Source organism: Achromobacter pulmonis, assembly GCF_902859765.1.
GTDB classification, from domain to species: Bacteria; Pseudomonadota; Gammaproteobacteria; order Burkholderiales; family Burkholderiaceae_B; genus Achromobacter; species Achromobacter pulmonis.
The window spans coordinates 16,438-31,773 of the sequence record NZ_CADIJV010000011.1 but is presented as its reverse complement, the minus strand read 5'-3'; the positions used below and the strand labels follow the sequence as shown (position 1 = coordinate 31,773).

Sequence of the window (15,336 nt, the reverse complement as noted above, 5' to 3'; positions counted from 1 at the left end):
TTCGCCGCACCCCAAGGCCGGCGATTTCATTGACCCCCGAAGGTTGGATTGATATCCCGCTTTCGGGGGTCAATTCATTGATCGCGGCCCTTCTTCAGTCCGCTCAGAATGGGATCTTCTGCGACCAGGGCTGGGCGCTTTGCGTGCCCACGCCTGGCGCCACCTTGATGCGGTTGTCTTCGCCGCTGTCGCTGTTCAGGCCGTTCAGGAACTCGCCCAGCGTGTCGGCTTGCGGCAGGCCCAGGCGCGCCACGGCCTGGCCGGGCGGGAATTCCGAGAAGTAGTATTCGCCGTTTTCGACGATGATGCCATCGGGGCGGGGGCGCTGCTTTTCTTCGGGTACGCCCTTGAGCACGTCCTGCATGTAGTCGACCCAGATCGGCATGGCCACGCCGCCGCCGGTTTCGCGCGAACCCAGCGACTTGGGCTGGTCGAAGCCCAGCCAGGCGGTGGCCACCAGCGACGGGGTGTAGCCCGAGAACCAGGCATCCACCGATTCATTGGTGGTGCCGGTCTTGCCGGCAATGTCGTTGCGCTTGAGCAGCGACCGGGCGCGGGCCGCGGTGCCATAGGTGGCGACGCCGCGCAGCACGTCATCCATGATCCAGGCCGTGCGCGGGTCGATGGCGCGGGCCGCGGCGTCGCCGGCCACGACCGGTTTGGCCTGCATCACGATCTTGCCGCTGCTGTCGGTGACGCGGTCGATCAGGTAGGGGGTGACGCGGTAGCCGCCGTTGGCGAATACGGAGAACGCGCCGGCCAGTTGCAGCGGGGTGACCGAGCCGGCGCCCAGCGCCAGCGGCAGCACCGCGGGCTGGCGCGCCTTGTCGAAACCGAAGCGGGTCAGGTAGTCCTGCGCATACTGCGGGCCGATGGCTTGCAGGATGCGGATCGAGACCATGTTCTTGGACTTGTACAGACCCTGGCGCAGCGTCAGCATGGGTTCGTACTGGTTGCCGTAGTTTTTCGGATTCCAGGCCTTGGATCCGGTCTGCGCGGCGGTCAGCTCGAAGGGCTGATCGGAGATCTGCGTGGCCGGGGTCAGGCCGCGCTCGAGCGAGGCGGCGTAGATGAACGGCTTGATGTTCGAGCCGGGCTGGCGCCAGGCCTGCGTCACGCGGTTGAAGTTGCCGCGGTAGAAGTCGAAGCCGCCGACCATGGCGCGGATCGCCCCGTCCTGCGGCGACAGCGCCACGAACGCGGCCTGCACCGACGGCATGTTGATGATTTCCCAGTTGTCGCCGAACTTGTGGATGTAGACCACCGAGCCGCGCTTGATGCGTTGCTCGGGCTTGGCCTTGTCCGTGAGCGCGCGCGCCACCACGCTCAGCACCTTCTTGTCGGTGACGGTGATGATCTCGCGCGAGCTGCGCGCCAGCTTCACTTCGGTGGGACTGGCCGACAGCACCACCGCGGTCAGCAGGTCGCCGCTGTCGCTGAACTTGTCGAACACGCCGTCCAGGAATTCATCCAGGGCCTGCGGGTTGTTCTCGGTGCCGGGCGGCAGGTCGAGCTGTTCCTCGGGGCCGGGGTAGGGCGCGCGGCGGGTGTATTCCAGCACGCCTTCGCGCACGGCGCGGTAGGCTGCCTCCTGGTCTTTGGAATGCACCGTGGTGTAGATGTTGATGCCGCGCGAGTAGACGTTGTCCTGGTACACGTTGAACAGCAGCTGGCGCGCCAGTTCGGCCACATACTCGCCATGGATGCTGTAGCCGCCGGCCGGCGTGCCTTCGGCCGACTTCATGACGATCTGCTGCGCCATCGCCTGCTTGTATTCGGGTTCGGTCAGGTAACCCAGCGACAGCATGCGGCCCAGCACGTAGCGCTGGCGCAGTTCGGCGCGGGGGCGGTTGGAGATCGGATTGAAGCGCGAGGGCGCCTTGGGGATGCCGGCCAGCATGGCGGCCTCGGCCGGGGTGACTTCCGCCAGCGGCTTGCCAAAGTAGGTGCGCGAGGCGGCGGCGAAGCCATAGGCGCGGTGCCCCAGATAGATCTGGTTCATGTAGAGCTCGAGGATCTGATCCTTGGAGAGCTCGGACTCGATCTTGAACGTCAGCAGCAGCTCGTAGAACTTGCGCGAGTAGGTCTTTTCAGACGACAGGTAAAAATTGCGCGCCACCTGCATGGTGATGGTGCTGGCGCCCTGTGTCTTGGACATGTTGATCAGGTTGGTCAGGCCGGCGCGCACCACGCCGGTCCAGTCGATGCCGCCGTGCTGGTAAAAGCGGTCGTCTTCGGCCGCCAATACCGCGGACTTCATGACGTCCGGGATTTCATTGAAGCGCAGCACGTTGCGGCGCTCTTCGCCGAATTCGCCGATCAGCACCTTGTCGGCCGTATAGACGCGCAACGGCACCCGCGGGCGGTAGTCCGTCATGGCGTGCAGGTCGGGCAGGTTGGGCCACGCCAGCGCCAGCGCCATGCCGGCCAGCAGCACGCCACACAGGAACAGGCCGGCAAACAAAATGCCGGTCTTGACGAAAAAACGCAATATCGGGGAACCGTTATTGGCGGGCTTGTCTTTTTTGGAGGAATTCTGCGGCTTGCTCATCGCGGCGATTTTACGGGTATCTCCGGTCCTACCTCAGCGGGCGAGACCGGTTTCTGTAACAAGATAGTTCAATGTGGCGCGCGGGCAACTTGGCGGCAGATGTGATAATGCCGTCATGAACTTTTCCGCTCACTCATGTCCGGAGGCTGACCCGGACCCGGCGCCCACCGGCGAGGCGCCCGAAACCCCGCCTTGCGCTTCGGAATGCGCAGGCAAGGCCGTGTCGCTGCCGCACGATCTGCCCGTCTTCCTGGTGGGGATGATGGGGGCGGGCAAGACGACCATCGGCCGTGGCCTGGCGCGTGCCCTGGGGCGCGAGTTTGTCGATCTGGACCATGAGCTCGAGGCGCGTTGCGGCGTACGGGTGCCGGTAATCTTCGAAATCGAGGGCGAGGCCGGTTTTCGTCGCCGGGAATCCGCCGCTCTGGAAGAGTGTACCCAACGGCGCAACATAATTCTCGCCACGGGGGGCGGCGCGATCCTGGCCGCCGACAACCGGGCGCGGCTGCGCGAGCGGGGCATCGTGGTCTATTTGAGGGCCAGCGTGGACGAATTGTTCCGCCGCACCTGCCGCGACCGCAACCGGCCGCTGCTGGCCACCGCCGATCCGCGCGGCACCCTGCGGGATCTGATGACGCTGCGCGAACCCCTTTACAAGGAAGTTGCCGACCTGGTGGTGGAAACCGGCTCCATGCCCATCCACACCCTGGTCAAGGCGCTGCTGCCGCAATTACAAGCCTTCGAGAAGCAGATATGAACGTTGTTGAGGTTGACACCCCGGGCGGACAGTATCCGATCCGCATCGCGCCGGGGCGCCTGGATGCCCTGGACGAGAGCATTCCCGCCGACGCCACCGCCATCGCGGTGGTGACCAACCCGACCGTGGCGGCGCTGTACGGCGAACGCGCCGAAGCCGCCCTGGCGCGCAGCGGCAAGCGGGTGCTGCGCATCGAGCTGCCTGACGGCGAGTCGTACAAGGACTGGCAGTCGCTGAACCTGATCTTCGATGCCCTGCTGACCCATCGCCTGGACCGCCGCTGCGTGCTGGTGGCGCTGGGCGGCGGCGTGATCGGCGACATGACCGGTTTCGCCGCCGCGGTGTACATGCGTGGCGTGCGCTTCGTGCAGGTGCCCACGACCCTGCTGGCCCAGGTCGATTCGTCGGTCGGCGGCAAGACGGCCGTGAACCACCCGCTCGGCAAGAACATGATCGGCGCGTTCTACCAGCCGCTGGCGGTCGAGATCGATACCGCCGTGCTGGCCACCCTGCCGGCGCGCGAAGTGTCGGCAGGCCTGGCCGAAGTCATCAAGTACGGCCTGATCCTGGACCCGGAATTCTGGACCTGGTGCGAGCAGAATGCGCAAAAACTGCGCAACCTGGACCCGCAGGCCATCGCCTATGCCATTCGCCGCTCCTGCGAGCTGAAGGCGCAGGTGGTGGGCAAGGACGAACGCGAATCCGGCCTGCGCGCGATCCTGAACCTGGGCCATACCTTCGGCCACGCCATCGAGGCGGGCCTGGGCTACGGCGCCTGGCTGCACGGCGAGGCTGTCGGTTGCGGCATGGTGCAGGCGGCGGAATTGTCCGCCGATGTGGCCGGTTTCCCGCGCGCCGACGTGGCCCGGGTGCGCGCCCTGGTCGAGGCCATCGGCTGTCCCGTGGTTGCGCCCGACCTGGGCGCCGACCGTTGGCTCGACCTGATGCAGGTCGACAAGAAGACCGAAGGCGGCGAAATCCGCTATGTGCTCATGTCCCGTATCGGCGCGGCGATGATGCGGGCGGCGCCCGCAGACGCCGTGCGCGCCGTGCTGGCCCGAACCACTCAATAACGACCGCAGGAGAGACGGTGTCGCAGATGAAAGAACTGGCTTCCTACGCATCCGACCCGTCCCGATCGCGCGGCCGGACCTACGCCGAGCCGGCCCCGGAAAACCGCAGCGAATTCCAGCGCGACCGTGACCGCATCGTGCATTCGGGCGCGTTCCGGCGCCTGGAGTACAAGACCCAGGTGTTCGTGAACCACGAGGGGGATCTGTTCCGCACCCGGCTCACGCACAGCCTGGAAGTGGCGCAGATCGCGCGCACCCTGGCGCGCAGCCTGGGGCTGTCCGAAGACTTGACCGAAGCCATTTCGCTGGCGCATGACCTGGGTCATACGCCGTTCGGCCATGCCGGCCAGGATGAACTCAACGCCTGCATGCGCGAACTGGCGCCCGAGGCCGGCGGCTTCGAACACAATCTGCAGAGCCTGCGTGTGGTCGACGAGCTTGAAGAGCGCTATGCCGACTTCAACGGCCTGAATCTGTGTTTCGAGACCCGCGAGGGTATTCTCAAGCACTGCTCGGCGGCCCACGCGCGGCAGTTGGGCGCGGTGGGCGAGCGCTTCCTGGCGCGCACCCAGCCGTCGCTGGAGGCGCAGATCGCCAATCTGGCCGATGAAGTGGCCTACAACAACCACGACATCGACGATGGCCTGCGCTCGGGGCTGATCACGCTGGAGCAGTTGCAGGACGTGTCCATCTTCCAGCGCCACCATGCCGAAGTGCTGGCGCGCTATCCCGACCTGGCTTCGCGCCGCGCGGTGGCCGAGACCATCCGCCGCATGATCAATACGCTGATCGGCGACCTGACGCGCACCACGTTGGCGCGCATTCGCGATGCCGCGCCGGCCAGCGCCGACGACGTGCGCCGCGCGCCGCCGCTGGCGGGATTTTCGGAAGGTATCCGGCGCGAAGCCGACGAACTGAAGAAGTTCCTGTTCGACAACCTCTATCGCCACTATCGCGTGTTGCGCATGACCACCAAGGCGCGGCGCATCGTGCGCGAGCTGTTCGCGGCGTTCCTGGATGATCCACGCCTGCTGCCGCCGGACTACCGCCGCGCGGCGTTCAATGACCAGGCGCGTGCCATCGCCGACTACATCGCCGGCATGACTGACCGCTACGCCATCCGCGAGCACCGGCGTTTGTTCGACATGGTTTGAGGGGCGTGCGCCATACCCTGGCGGCGCCCGTTCACGGACGCGGCGGCCGCCGCGCCCGACGCGTTCAGCGATGCTTGCGGTAAGGCTCGTCGGCCTCGACGAAGGTGGCCTCGGCACGTGCGTCGCGCATCCATTCCTGCATCGCCGGCAACGCCAGCACGGCGTCCATGTAGTCGCGCACCGGGCCCGCCGCGGCGATGCCGTAGGTGACGAAGCGCGACACGACCGGCGCGAAGAACGCATCGGCGATCGAGAAGGCGCCGAACAGGAACGGCCCGCCCTGGCCGAATTCGGCGCGCGTGTCCTGCCAGATGGCGTGCATGCGGGAAATGTCCTGGCGCGCGGCCTCGGGGATGTCGATGCCCGGCAGATGCGCCTCGATATTCATCGGCATCGCCTGGCGCAGCGCGCCAAAGCCGCTGTGCATCTGCGCGGCCAGCGAGCGGGCGCGAGCACGGGCGCGGGTGTCCTGCGGCCAGAGGCGGGCCTCGGGCCGCTGTTCGGCCACGTATTCGCAGATCGCCAGCGAGTCCCAGACCGCCAGGTCGCCGTCCAGCAGCACCGGCACCAGCCCGGCGGGTGTGAGTGTTTCCAGGTGGCGGGCGAAGGCTTCCGTGAACAGGCCCAGTTTCTGTTCGGTGAACGCGACGCCGGTGGCGCGCAGCGCCAGCCACGGGCGCAGCGACCACGAGGAGTAGTTCTTGTTGCCGATGATCAAGGTGTACATGCCGATTTCCCTTAGTGACTGGCGCTGCCGCGCCGCGCGGCTCAGCCGCCTGGCGTGCGGCGCAGCAGCTTGCCGAGATAGTGTCCGGTATGGCTTTCGGGTGTGGCCGCCACGTCTTCCGGCGTGCCTTGCGCCACCACCCGGCCGCCGCCGTCGCCGCCTTCCGGACCCATGTCGATGAGCCAGTCGGCGGTCTTGATGACGTCCAGGTTGTGCTCGATGATGAGCACGGTATTGCCGCTGTCCACCAACTGGTTGAGCACCTGCAGCAGCAGTTCGATGTCGCGGAAATGCAAGCCGGTGGTGGGCTCGTCCAGGATGTACAGGGTGCGGCCGGTGCTGCGCCGCGACAGTTCCTGGGACAGCTTCACGCGCTGCGCCTCGCCGCCCGACAGGGTGGTGGCGCTCTGGCCCAGGCGGATGTACGACAGGCCGACGTCGATCAGCGTGTGCAGCTTGCGGGAGATCGCCGGCACCGATTCGAAATACTCCAGCGCCTGCTCGACCGTCAGGTCCAGCACTTCGCTGATGTTGCGGCCACGGTAGCGGATTTCCAGCGTCTCGCGGTTGTAGCGCTTGCCGTGGCAGACGTCGCAGGGCACGTACATATCCGGCAGGAAGTGCATTTCGACCTTGACCACGCCGTCGCCCTGGCAGGCTTCGCAGCGCCCGCCCTTGACGTTGAAACTGAAGCGGCCGGGGTCATAGCCGCGGGTGCGGGCCTCGGGCACGCCGGCGAACAACTCGCGGATCGGCGTGAACAGGCCGGTGTAGGTGGCCGGATTGCTGCGCGGCGTGCGGCCGATGGGGCTCTGGTCGACGCTGATGATCTTGTCGAAGTTCTCCAGGCCCTGCATCGCGGTGTAGGGCGCGGGTTCACTTTGCGCATGGTGCAGTTGGCGCGATACGGCCACGGCCAGTGTGTCGTTGATCAGGGTCGATTTGCCCGAGCCGGACACGCCGGTGACGCAGATCAGCCGGCCGGCGGGCAGGCGCAGGTCGACGTTCTTGAGGTTATTGCCGCTAGCGCCGGTGAGCGTCAGCCAGGGCAGGTCGTCGGTGACCGGGCGGCGCTTGGGGATGGCGATGGCCCGCTGGCCGCTCAGGTATTGGCCGGTGAGTGAATTCGGGTCACGCTGCACGGTTTCGGGATCGCCCTGCGCCACCACTTGGCCGCCATGCTCGCCCGCGCCCGGCCCCATGTCCACGACCCAGTCGGCCATGCGGATCATGTCTTCGTCGTGCTCGACCACGATGACACTGTTGCCCAGGTCGCGCAGGTGCTGCAGCGTGCCGATGAGGCGGTCGTTGTCGCGCTGGTGCAGGCCGATGGAGGGCTCGTCCAGTACGTACATCACGCCGGTCAGGCCGGAGCCGATCTGGCTGGCCAGGCGGATGCGCTGGGCCTCGCCGCCGGAGATGGTGTCGGCGCTGCGATCCAGCGACAGATAGTTCAGGCCGACGTTGTTCAGGAAGCTCAGGCGTGCCTCGATCTCGCGCACGATGCGCTGCGCGATCTCCTGTTTGGCGCCGGTCAGGGTCAGGTCGCGGAACCATCCCAGGCAGGTCGACAACGGCATCGCCTCGACCTCGTAGATGGCCTGGCCGTGACGCTCGCCGCCGCGCGGGTCCTGGCCGATCAGCACGTTGCGCGCTTCCGGGCGCAGGCGCGAACCGCCGCAGTCGGGGCAGGTCTTGATGTTGCGGTACTTGCCCAGTTCCTCGCGCACGGTGGCCGAATCGGTTTCGCGCCAGCGGCGCTCCAGGTTCGGGATGACGCCCTCGAAAGTGTGGCGCTTGACGGTGCTGCGGCCCTTTTCATTCAGGTACAGGAACGAGATCTCCTCTTCGCCCGAGCCGTACAGGACCTTTTCGCGTAGCGCCTCGGGCAGGTCCTCGAAGGGCGCCTCGATATCGAATTCATAGTGCGCCGCCAGGCTGGTCAGCAGCGAATGGGTGAAGGCATTGCGGCGGTCCCAGCCACGGATGGCGCCGGCCGCCAGGCTCAGCTCGGGGAAGGCGACCACGCGCTTGGGGTCGAAGAAGCCGACCTGGCCGATGCCGTCGCAGCTGGGGCAGGCGCCCATCGGGTTGTTGAAGCTGAACAGGCGCGGTTCCAGTTCCGGCAGGCTGTGGCTGCAGACCGGGCAGGCGTAGCGGCTGGAAAAGACCTGCTCGCGGCTGTCGTCCATGTCCAGCGCCAGCGCGCGGCCGTCGGCCAGCTGCAGTGCGGTCTCGAAGCTCTCGGCCAGGCGCTGCTTGCTTTCGGGCTTGATGCGCAAGCGGTCGATGACCACGTCGATGTCGTGCTTCTCGGTTTTCTTCAGCGGCGCCATGCCGTCGATTTCCACCATCTGGCCGTCCACGCGCAGGCGCACGTAGCCCTGCGCCTGCAGGCTGGCGCATTCGTCCTCGAAGCTGCCCTTCTTGCCGCGGGCGATGGGGGCCAGCACCGCCAGGCGGGTCTCGGCCGGCCATGACAGCACCGCGTCCACCATCTGGCTGACGCTCTGCGCCTGCAGCGGCAGGCCGTGGTCCGGGCAGTAGGGCGTGCCGACCCGCGCATACAGGAGACGCAGGTAATCGTGGATTTCGGTGATGGTGCCGACGGTGGAGCGCGGGTTGTGGCCCGCCGCCTTCTGTTCGATCGAGATGGCCGGCGACAGACCCTCGATCAGGTCGACGTCGGGCTTGTCCATCAGTTGCAGGAACTGGCGGGCGTAGGCGGACAGGCTCTCGACGTAGCGCCGCTGCCCCTCCGCGTAAAGCGTATCGAACGCCAGCGAGGACTTGCCCGAGCCGGACAGCCCGGTCACCACCACCAGCTTGTGGCGCGGCAGGTCCAGCGAGACGTTCTTGAGATTGTGGGTGCGGGCACCCCGAATGCGTATGGTCACGTCTATCGGGCTCTTTTAAGCAGTTGCAAAGGCCAACTTGGTACTATAGCGCGCCGAGTCCCCAGGCCATAGATCAGACTGCAAGCGCATGACAATTGCGCGGACCGGTCCCAGTCATTCTCGAAATTTCCGCATGCCGGCAGATACGAAACTGAAATTGACCTCATCCGAGCGCCGCGCCAGTGTGGCGCTGGCCGGCCTGTTCGCGGCGCGGATGCTGGGGCTGTTCCTGTTATTGCCGGTGTTCGCGGTTGCCGCCCGCGGCCTGCCGGGGGGCGACGATCCGGCCCGGGTCGGCCTGGCGTTGGGCATTTATGGCCTGACTCAGGCGTTCATGCAGATTCCCTTCGGCCTGGCCTCCGACCGTTGGGGGCGTCGTCCCGTGGTGTTGTTCGGCCTGCTGTTGTTCGTCGCGGGCAGTATCGTGTGCGCGCAGGCCACCGACGTGTACTGGATCACCATCGGCCGCGCCATCCAGGGCGCGGGCGCCATATCTGCCGCCGTGACGGCCTGGTTGGCTGACGCCACCCGCGACGAGGTGCGCACCCGGGCCATGGCCATGGTGGGCGGTTCGATCGGCCTGTCGTTTGCCGCGGCGCTGGTGCTGTCGCCGCTGCTGGTGGGTTGGTGGGGGCTGTCGGGCCTGTTCTGGACCATCGCCTGTCTGGGCGTGATCTGCCTGGCGGTGGCCGGCTGGGTGGTGCCGGTGGTCCCGCGCACCCAGACCCGCAGCATGCAGGCCGCCCGGCCGCGCGAGGTGCTTGCCCATGGTGATCTGCTGCGGCTGAATTTCGGCGTGTTCGTGCTGCACCTGATCCAGGTGTCGCTGTTCGTGGTGGTGCCGGCGCTGCTGGCCAAGGCCGGCGGCCTGGACGCGCGCGAGTTGTGGAAAGTCTATCTGCCGGTGATTCTGGTGTCGTTCGTGCTGATGGTGCCGGTGGTGTTCGTGGCGGAAAAGCGGCGCGCCCATCGTGGCGCGCTGCGCGCGGCGGTGGCCGGGCTGGTGCTGGTATGCGCGTTGCTGCCGGCCGCCAGCCATGGCTTCCTGACCCTGGCGGCCGCCCTGACGGGTTTCTTCGTGGCCTTCAACGTACTCGAGGCGCTGCAGCCGTCGCTGGTGTCGCGCGTGGCGCCGCAGGCCTACAAGGGCCTGGCGCTGGGGTTCTACAACACGGCCCAGGCCGCTGGCTTGTTCACCGGCGGCGCGCTCGGCGGTTGGGTGGCTTCGCACTCGGGCCCCAGCGCGGTATTCATCGGGGCAGCCGTGCTGGCCGCGGTCTGGTTGGCCGTGAGTTGGGCGCTCAAGCCGTTGGCCTGATAGGCCCGTTGGCGAAAGTCGCGGATCGCGCCGCCAACGGTGGCCAACAGCGGTGAAATCGTTACCTGCGGTGGATGGCTTTGTCACCAATCCGGTTTGGCGTGGCGGACGCTTTTCGTCGATAATAGAAGGCAAATTAGGGCTTCACCGGCGTCGCCGGTCATCGTTGCGGTGACCGGCGAGTTTCATGAAGCCGGTCTTCAACATCGCTTTTATGTTGTTGCCGGCGCGCTCGCGGCAACGCGTGGCACAGGTCAACAACAGAGGGACAACGGCATGGCATCGGTTAACAAAGTCATTCTCGTGGGCAACCTGGGTCGCGACCCGGAAGTCCGCTACAGCCCCGATGGGGCCGCAATCTGCAACATGTCCATTGCCACTACCTCCACCTGGAAGGACAAGGCATCGGGCGAGCGCCGCGAAGAAACCGAATGGCATCGCGTGGTCATGTACAACCGCCTGGCCGAGATCGCCGGCGAATACCTGAAGAAGGGCCGTTCGGTCTACATCGAGGGGCGTCTGAAAACCCGCAAGTGGCAGGACAAGGATACTGGTGCTGATCGCTACAGCACCGAAATCGTCGCCGACCAGATGCAGATGCTGGGTGGCCGCGAAGACGGTGGCGGCGGTGGTGGCAGCTACGGCGGTGGCGGCGGCTACGATGATGCGCCGGCGCGTCAGCCGCAGCAGCGCGCTCCGGCCCAGCGGCCCGCTCCCCAGCAACGCCCGGCACCGCAGGCAGCGCCCGCGGGGGGGGGCGCCAATCTGGCCGACATGGACGACGATATTCCGTTCTGATATCGCCGCCACGGCAGTACCGGTCAAAGCCCGGCCAGCCTAGTGCTTGCCGGGCTTTGTGCCATTTGGACAGAGGGTCGCGCGGCAGGCCGCCATCGCGTGCAGGCCGGCCCCGGGGCAGGGACTCCTTCGGCTATCCACAGCCTGTGCACCGCATTTCCACAGCCTGTCCACCGGTTTTCGTGTCTTTTCCACAGCTTATGCACAAGGCCCGCGCAGACGCGGATTCCGCCATATTCCGGGCTGGCGCCCGCATACCGTTATCCCAGCTCGTACTCGCCTATCCCGACCGGCCGCAAACCCGCATGCAGACTCGATCCATGTCCGGGCGCCGGGTATTCATCCACAGGCTGTGCACAGCATCTACACAGCTTGTGCACCGTAATTCGCGGCTTTTCCACAGCTTTTCAACAGGTGCGGGATCGCGGCCAAGCGCGTCCGGCTGGCTAAGATGAAATATTTAGTTTCACAATAACGACTTGCGCTATCTATCTAGTAGTAGGTAAGATTCATCCATCGACGCAGCACCCAGGCAACAACGCGGCGTCGCCCAGACCAGAAATACAGTAGTCCCTTTTTATTTACCCAGTTATCTACCTATAAGTAGATAGTTTTATTGAAGCCTCACTTAGTCATTTTTATCCGGAGATCAACCATGAAGACCCTCGTATCCGCTCTGATCCTGTCCGCTTCCGTCATTGGCGTCGCCCAAGCCGGCGAGCTGGATTACCCGCCCGCGCTCGACACGCACAGCACGGTGACCCGCGCCCAGGTGCAGCAAGAACTGGCCGCCGCCCGCGCCAATGGCGAACTGGTCAGCACCGAAGAAGGTTATGCCGCCGCGTCCTTCGTCAGCGCCGGTGACAAGAGCCGCGCGCAAGTGAAGCAGGAGCTGGCCGCCGCGCGCGCCCAGGGCCTGACCGAAAGCGGCGAACTGGAATACCCGCCCACTGCAGGCTGAATTTTTCAGTCTGAATCTATCTACAAATAGATAGCTCAATTTCACTGCACCCTACCGATCCATACTGGAGAAGCCTCATGAAGACCCTCGTATCCGCCTTGATCCTGACCGCCTCGTTCCTCGGCGCCGCCCATGCCGGCGAACTGGATTACCCGCCCGCGCTCGACACGCACAGCACGGTGACCCGCGCCCAGGTGCAACAAGAGCTGGCCGCCGCCCGCGCCAATGGTGAATTGGTCAGCGATGAGGAAGGCTATGCCGCGACCGCCTTCGCCAGCGCCGGTGACAAGAGCCGCGCGCAAGTGAAGCAGGAGCTGGCCGCTGCCCGCGCCCAGGGCCTGACCGAAAGCGGCGAACTGGACTATCCGCCCGTGCAAGGCTGAGTCTGATGTCGGCCACGGCGAACCCTGGGGGCGGGATCTTTCCCGGCCGGGGTTCGCGCGGTTGCATCGGAGCGCCGCGACGGGTGTCTAGGGATTTCCGCCGATGACGTACCGATCTATTAGTAGGTAATATGCACCCATGGACACTCCGACCCCCAACTCCACCCGCGACCAGTTGCTGGCCCATGCCGAGAAACTGATCCGCACGCGCGGCTGCAACGGTTTCAGCTATCGGGACCTGGCCGAGCATGTGGGCGTGAAGACGTCCAGCATCCACTATTACTTTCCCTGCAAAGACGACCTCCTGTACGAGGCCGTCGAAGCGTACAGCGCTCGCGCGCTGGCGTCCGTGCGTGCCATCGACACTGCGCAGCCGGCCCATGCCCAGCTTGATGCCTATCTTTCGATGATGGAGTCGAAAGCCTGCGGCGACGGTGAACTGTGTCTGGGTGGAATGCTGGCCGCCGAAATGATGAGCCTGCCGGATCGCGTCCGCGGCGCATTGCAGGGATTCTTCCGGGCGCACGAGGCTTGGCTGGCCCGCGTACTGGCGCAGGGCGTCCAGGAGGGCACCTTGAAATTCTCGGGCAGCGCCGAAGCGGCGGGGCGAGCGGTTTTCGCCACGGTGCAGGGGTGCCTGTTGGTGTCACGGCTGTTCCAGGCGCCGCCCGCCCTGTGCGAAGCGATCAGCGCCCTGTATGTCGAGTGCCGGGATCAGCCCGCCGCCTGACGCCGTATTTTCCGTCTATCGTCGCGGCCGCAACGCGCAAGCTTGCGGCTGCTTGCGCTGGTGACGCCGGATCATGCCGTCAGCGCGCGTGCCATGTCGGCACTGTCGCGCGCCTGTACGCCCAGATCGCGCATGCGTTGCACGAAGGCGGCCTGCGCGTCCGCGAACCCCGTGACCGGACTGATGCAATCGTTCAACAGCACGACGCGCGACAGATTGCCGCCGGGCAGGTATTCGGCGATGTGCTCGACCGTCGCCTTGATGCAATGGCTGCCGGCTTCGCCCGCCACGACGATGAGATCGGCGCGATCCAGCGATTCGAGCAGTCTGCGATTGAGCTGGCTGCGCGGATCGTCGGCATCGGGCACTTCGGCCATGAGCGCGCTGTAGTGTTCGGTCCAGGGGTTGGCGCCCTTGGGCACCTTGCGCACGATGAACTGGTGTTCGTCTTCCCACCGCGCATAGGCCGCGCGCACGTCGGCGTGCACGTTGTGGCCCCAGGTGCCGATCTCGCAATGCACCGGCCACACCATCAGCGTGTAGCGGCCGCGGGCTTCCAGTTCATCCAGGTAGGTCAGTGTGCGCGGCAGGTCGTCGGCATGGCGCGGCAGGAAAGCGCCCGAACGCACCTGGCTGGCGGTGATGGGCGTGAAGGGCGCGACCGCCCGGCCGTCCCCGGTGCGCCAGAAGGTGGGATGGGCAATGTCCAGCCGGTGATGCGAGTCCAGCGTGACCGTGATGGCAGACAGCGCGGGCGCGGTGGCGTCGATGAAACGCGCCAGTCGCTGCATGTCGGCGTGCGCGCCAGGCACCGGCAGCGCGGGCGCGACCGCCTGGCCAGTCAAGGGATCGACAGGCAGATGGCTGGCGGGAAGGTCGCAGAAATCATTCTGCGGATCGATGATCAGGAGATGAACGGAACGCGACATGGCGGCACAGGCGGGGAGTGAATACGGAATATAGACCGGGACAGACGCCGCGCGCGAGGGTCATGGCCGGATCCGGTGCAGGTTGCCGCCCGGCTGGCGGCATGGCTCAGAACAGCACCAGATGCCGGGACAGGTTGGGTAGTTGGCGCAGCAGGGTGCGCCATAGGAACCAGATGCGGGCCAATCCCGCCACGATGACTGCTGCGCCGACATAGTAGAAAGCCATGATCCACTCCGGATTCAAAATTCGCACGACCGTGCGAAATTAAGCGAAAACAATACCGGCTCGCGCCGGCGGGGTGATTACTCGATGTACTTGAAACTGCGATACGTGGAAATCAACCGCTCATACGCGGCACGCACCCGTTCGTGGGCGTTGGGATCGCGTAGGAAGCGGGCATCGTGCATCAGCCCGATCATGAGGCTGTATATCTCGAACACCAGTTGTTCGGGGTCGGTGTCCGGGCGCAGATGGCCTTCTTCCAGCGCTTGCCGCACCGTGCGCACCATGACGCCGCGCCAGCGCCGCAGATTGTTCTCCAGGACTTCACGCAAGGGGGACTCGACATCGTCGAATTCGAAGGCGCCGGCGATGTAGATGCAGCCGGTCAGCCGTTCGACGTTGCAGGCGCGCTCGATCCAGAGGCTCACCAGGGCGTTCAGCCGCGGCAGGCCGCGGGGCTGCGCCATGGCGGGCGTGAAAATCGCGGCGACGAAGCGGCGTTCGTACTCGTCCAGCACCGCCTGTTGCAAGGCTTCACGCGATCCCACTCGCGAGAACACCCCGCTTTTGCTGATGTCCAGGCGTTTGGCCACCTGGCCGAGCGACAGGCTTTCGAGCCCCTGGGCGGCGGCCATGTCCAGGGCCGCATCCACGATGGCCGCGAAAGTCAGTTCGCTTTTTTCGGTCTTGGCAGTCATGCGAGTAATTTAGCACGATCGTGCGAAAAAATGGTTGCCTGGTCGGCTCGGTATGCGCGCATTGGCGGCATCGCGCGGTGGCCTTGCCGCCAAAAGAAAACCGGGCAGCCTGGGGCTGCCCGGTCAGCGGCGTTGCG

Annotated in this window: 13 protein-coding genes; 8 read left to right on the top strand and 5 right to left on the bottom strand. The window is 65.8% G+C overall.

Annotated features, from left to right (window positions below):
• Nucleotides 1-103 precede the first annotated feature (103 nt).
• Nucleotides 104-2,551 carry a penicillin-binding protein 1A gene (locus HV701_RS11485; RefSeq protein WP_175133186.1) on the bottom strand — a complete coding sequence of 816 codons (2,448 nt, stop codon included), beginning with the start codon at nt 2,549-2,551 and terminating at the stop codon, nt 104-106.
• Between the two features lie 115 nt (nt 2,552-2,666).
• On the opposite strand from HV701_RS11485, the gene HV701_RS11480 reads away from it, so the two are divergent.
• The 3 genes from HV701_RS11480 to HV701_RS11470 are packed head-to-tail and all read left to right on the top strand — an operon-like array spanning nt 2,667 to nt 5,535.
• On the top strand, nt 2,667-3,308 hold the full coding sequence (locus HV701_RS11480) for a shikimate kinase (RefSeq protein ID WP_175133263.1): 642 nt from the start codon (nt 2,667-2,669) through the stop codon (nt 3,306-3,308).
• Nucleotides 3,305-4,381: a 3-dehydroquinate synthase gene (aroB, locus tag HV701_RS11475; protein WP_175133185.1), complete on the top strand. Its 1,077-nt coding sequence runs from the start codon at nt 3,305-3,307 to the stop codon at nt 4,379-4,381. The genes HV701_RS11480 and aroB overlap by 4 nt, the downstream gene beginning before the upstream one ends.
• A 26-nt stretch (nt 4,382-4,407) precedes the next feature.
• Nucleotides 4,408-5,535 carry a deoxyguanosinetriphosphate triphosphohydrolase gene (locus HV701_RS11470; RefSeq protein ID WP_175133262.1) on the top strand — a complete coding sequence of 376 codons (1,128 nt, stop codon included), beginning with the start codon at nt 4,408-4,410 and terminating at the stop codon, nt 5,533-5,535.
• 64 nt (nt 5,536-5,599) lie between these two features.
• On the opposite strand, the gene HV701_RS11465 is transcribed toward HV701_RS11470, so the two are convergent.
• The gene (locus tag HV701_RS11465; protein WP_175133184.1) at nt 5,600-6,262 is read right to left on the bottom strand and encodes a glutathione S-transferase family protein; all 663 of its coding nucleotides are present in this window, start codon (nt 6,260-6,262) and stop codon (nt 5,600-5,602) included.
• A 41-nt stretch (nt 6,263-6,303) separates the two neighbouring features.
• The gene (uvrA, locus tag HV701_RS11460; protein ID WP_419761596.1) at nt 6,304-9,159 is read right to left on the bottom strand and encodes an excinuclease ABC subunit UvrA; all 2,856 of its coding nucleotides are present in this window, start codon (nt 9,157-9,159) and stop codon (nt 6,304-6,306) included.
• Nucleotides 9,160-9,292: 133 nt separating this feature from the next.
• Here uvrA and HV701_RS11455 point away from each other — a divergent pair, with 133 nt between their 5' ends.
• The 5 genes from HV701_RS11455 (at nt 9,293) to HV701_RS11435 (ending at nt 13,349) form a co-directional block, all read left to right on the top strand.
• On the top strand, nt 9,293-10,477 hold the full coding sequence (locus HV701_RS11455) for an MFS transporter (RefSeq protein WP_175133183.1): 1,185 nt from the start codon (nt 9,293-9,295) through the stop codon (nt 10,475-10,477).
• A 276-nt stretch (nt 10,478-10,753) separates the two neighbouring features.
• On the top strand, nt 10,754-11,275 hold the full coding sequence (gene ssb, locus HV701_RS11450) for a single-stranded DNA-binding protein (RefSeq protein WP_026382027.1): 522 nt from the start codon (nt 10,754-10,756) through the stop codon (nt 11,273-11,275).
• Nucleotides 11,276-11,930: 655 nt separating this feature from the next.
• Nucleotides 11,931-12,236 carry a DUF4148 domain-containing protein gene (locus HV701_RS11445; RefSeq protein WP_175133182.1) on the top strand — a complete coding sequence of 102 codons (306 nt, stop codon included), beginning with the start codon at nt 11,931-11,933 and terminating at the stop codon, nt 12,234-12,236.
• A 77-nt stretch (nt 12,237-12,313) separates the two neighbouring features.
• Entirely contained in the window at nt 12,314-12,619 is a 306-nt protein-coding gene (locus tag HV701_RS11440) for a DUF4148 domain-containing protein (RefSeq protein ID WP_175133181.1), read from the top strand.
• Between the two features lie 139 nt (nt 12,620-12,758).
• A complete protein-coding gene (locus tag HV701_RS11435; RefSeq protein ID WP_175133180.1) occupies nt 12,759-13,349 on the top strand; it encodes a TetR/AcrR family transcriptional regulator in 591 nt (196 codons plus the stop codon).
• A gap of 71 nt (nt 13,350-13,420) precedes the next feature.
• Here the strand turns inward: HV701_RS11435 and HV701_RS11430 are convergent, their stop codons facing one another.
• Together HV701_RS11430 and HV701_RS11425 are read right to left on the bottom strand one after the other, a co-directional pair.
• Nucleotides 13,421-14,278, bottom strand: coding sequence for a cysteine hydrolase family protein (locus HV701_RS11430; protein ID WP_175133179.1), 858 nt, complete (start codon nt 14,276-14,278; stop codon nt 13,421-13,423).
• A 303-nt stretch (nt 14,279-14,581) separates the two neighbouring features.
• On the bottom strand, nt 14,582-15,199 hold the full coding sequence (locus tag HV701_RS11425; protein WP_175133178.1) for a TetR/AcrR family transcriptional regulator: 618 nt from the start codon (nt 15,197-15,199) through the stop codon (nt 14,582-14,584).
• Nucleotides 15,200-15,336: the final 137 nt, after the last annotated feature.

Excerpts from the sequence above, each read along its gene's own strand:
- HV701_RS11485 (WP_175133186.1), bottom strand. The coding sequence starts at position 2,551 with ATGAGCAAGCCGCAGAATTCCTCCAAAAAAGACAAGCCCGCCAATAAC.
- HV701_RS11480 (WP_175133263.1), top strand. The coding sequence starts at position 2,667 with ATGAACTTTTCCGCTCACTCATGTCCGGAGGCTGACCCGGACCCGGCG.
- aroB (WP_175133185.1), top strand. The coding sequence starts at position 3,305 with ATGAACGTTGTTGAGGTTGACACCCCGGGCGGACAGTATCCGATCCGC.
- HV701_RS11470 (WP_175133262.1), top strand. The coding sequence starts at position 4,408 with ATGAAAGAACTGGCTTCCTACGCATCCGACCCGTCCCGATCGCGCGGC.
- HV701_RS11465 (WP_175133184.1), bottom strand. The coding sequence starts at position 6,262 with ATGTACACCTTGATCATCGGCAACAAGAACTACTCCTCGTGGTCGCTG.
- HV701_RS11455 (WP_175133183.1), top strand. The coding sequence starts at position 9,293 with ATGCCGGCAGATACGAAACTGAAATTGACCTCATCCGAGCGCCGCGCC.
- ssb (WP_026382027.1), top strand. The coding sequence starts at position 10,754 with ATGGCATCGGTTAACAAAGTCATTCTCGTGGGCAACCTGGGTCGCGAC.
- HV701_RS11445 (WP_175133182.1), top strand. The coding sequence starts at position 11,931 with ATGAAGACCCTCGTATCCGCTCTGATCCTGTCCGCTTCCGTCATTGGC.
- HV701_RS11440 (WP_175133181.1), top strand. The coding sequence starts at position 12,314 with ATGAAGACCCTCGTATCCGCCTTGATCCTGACCGCCTCGTTCCTCGGC.
- HV701_RS11435 (WP_175133180.1), top strand. The coding sequence starts at position 12,759 with ATGGACACTCCGACCCCCAACTCCACCCGCGACCAGTTGCTGGCCCAT.
- HV701_RS11430 (WP_175133179.1), bottom strand. The coding sequence starts at position 14,278 with ATGTCGCGTTCCGTTCATCTCCTGATCATCGATCCGCAGAATGATTTC.
- HV701_RS11425 (WP_175133178.1), bottom strand. The coding sequence starts at position 15,199 with ATGACTGCCAAGACCGAAAAAAGCGAACTGACTTTCGCGGCCATCGTG.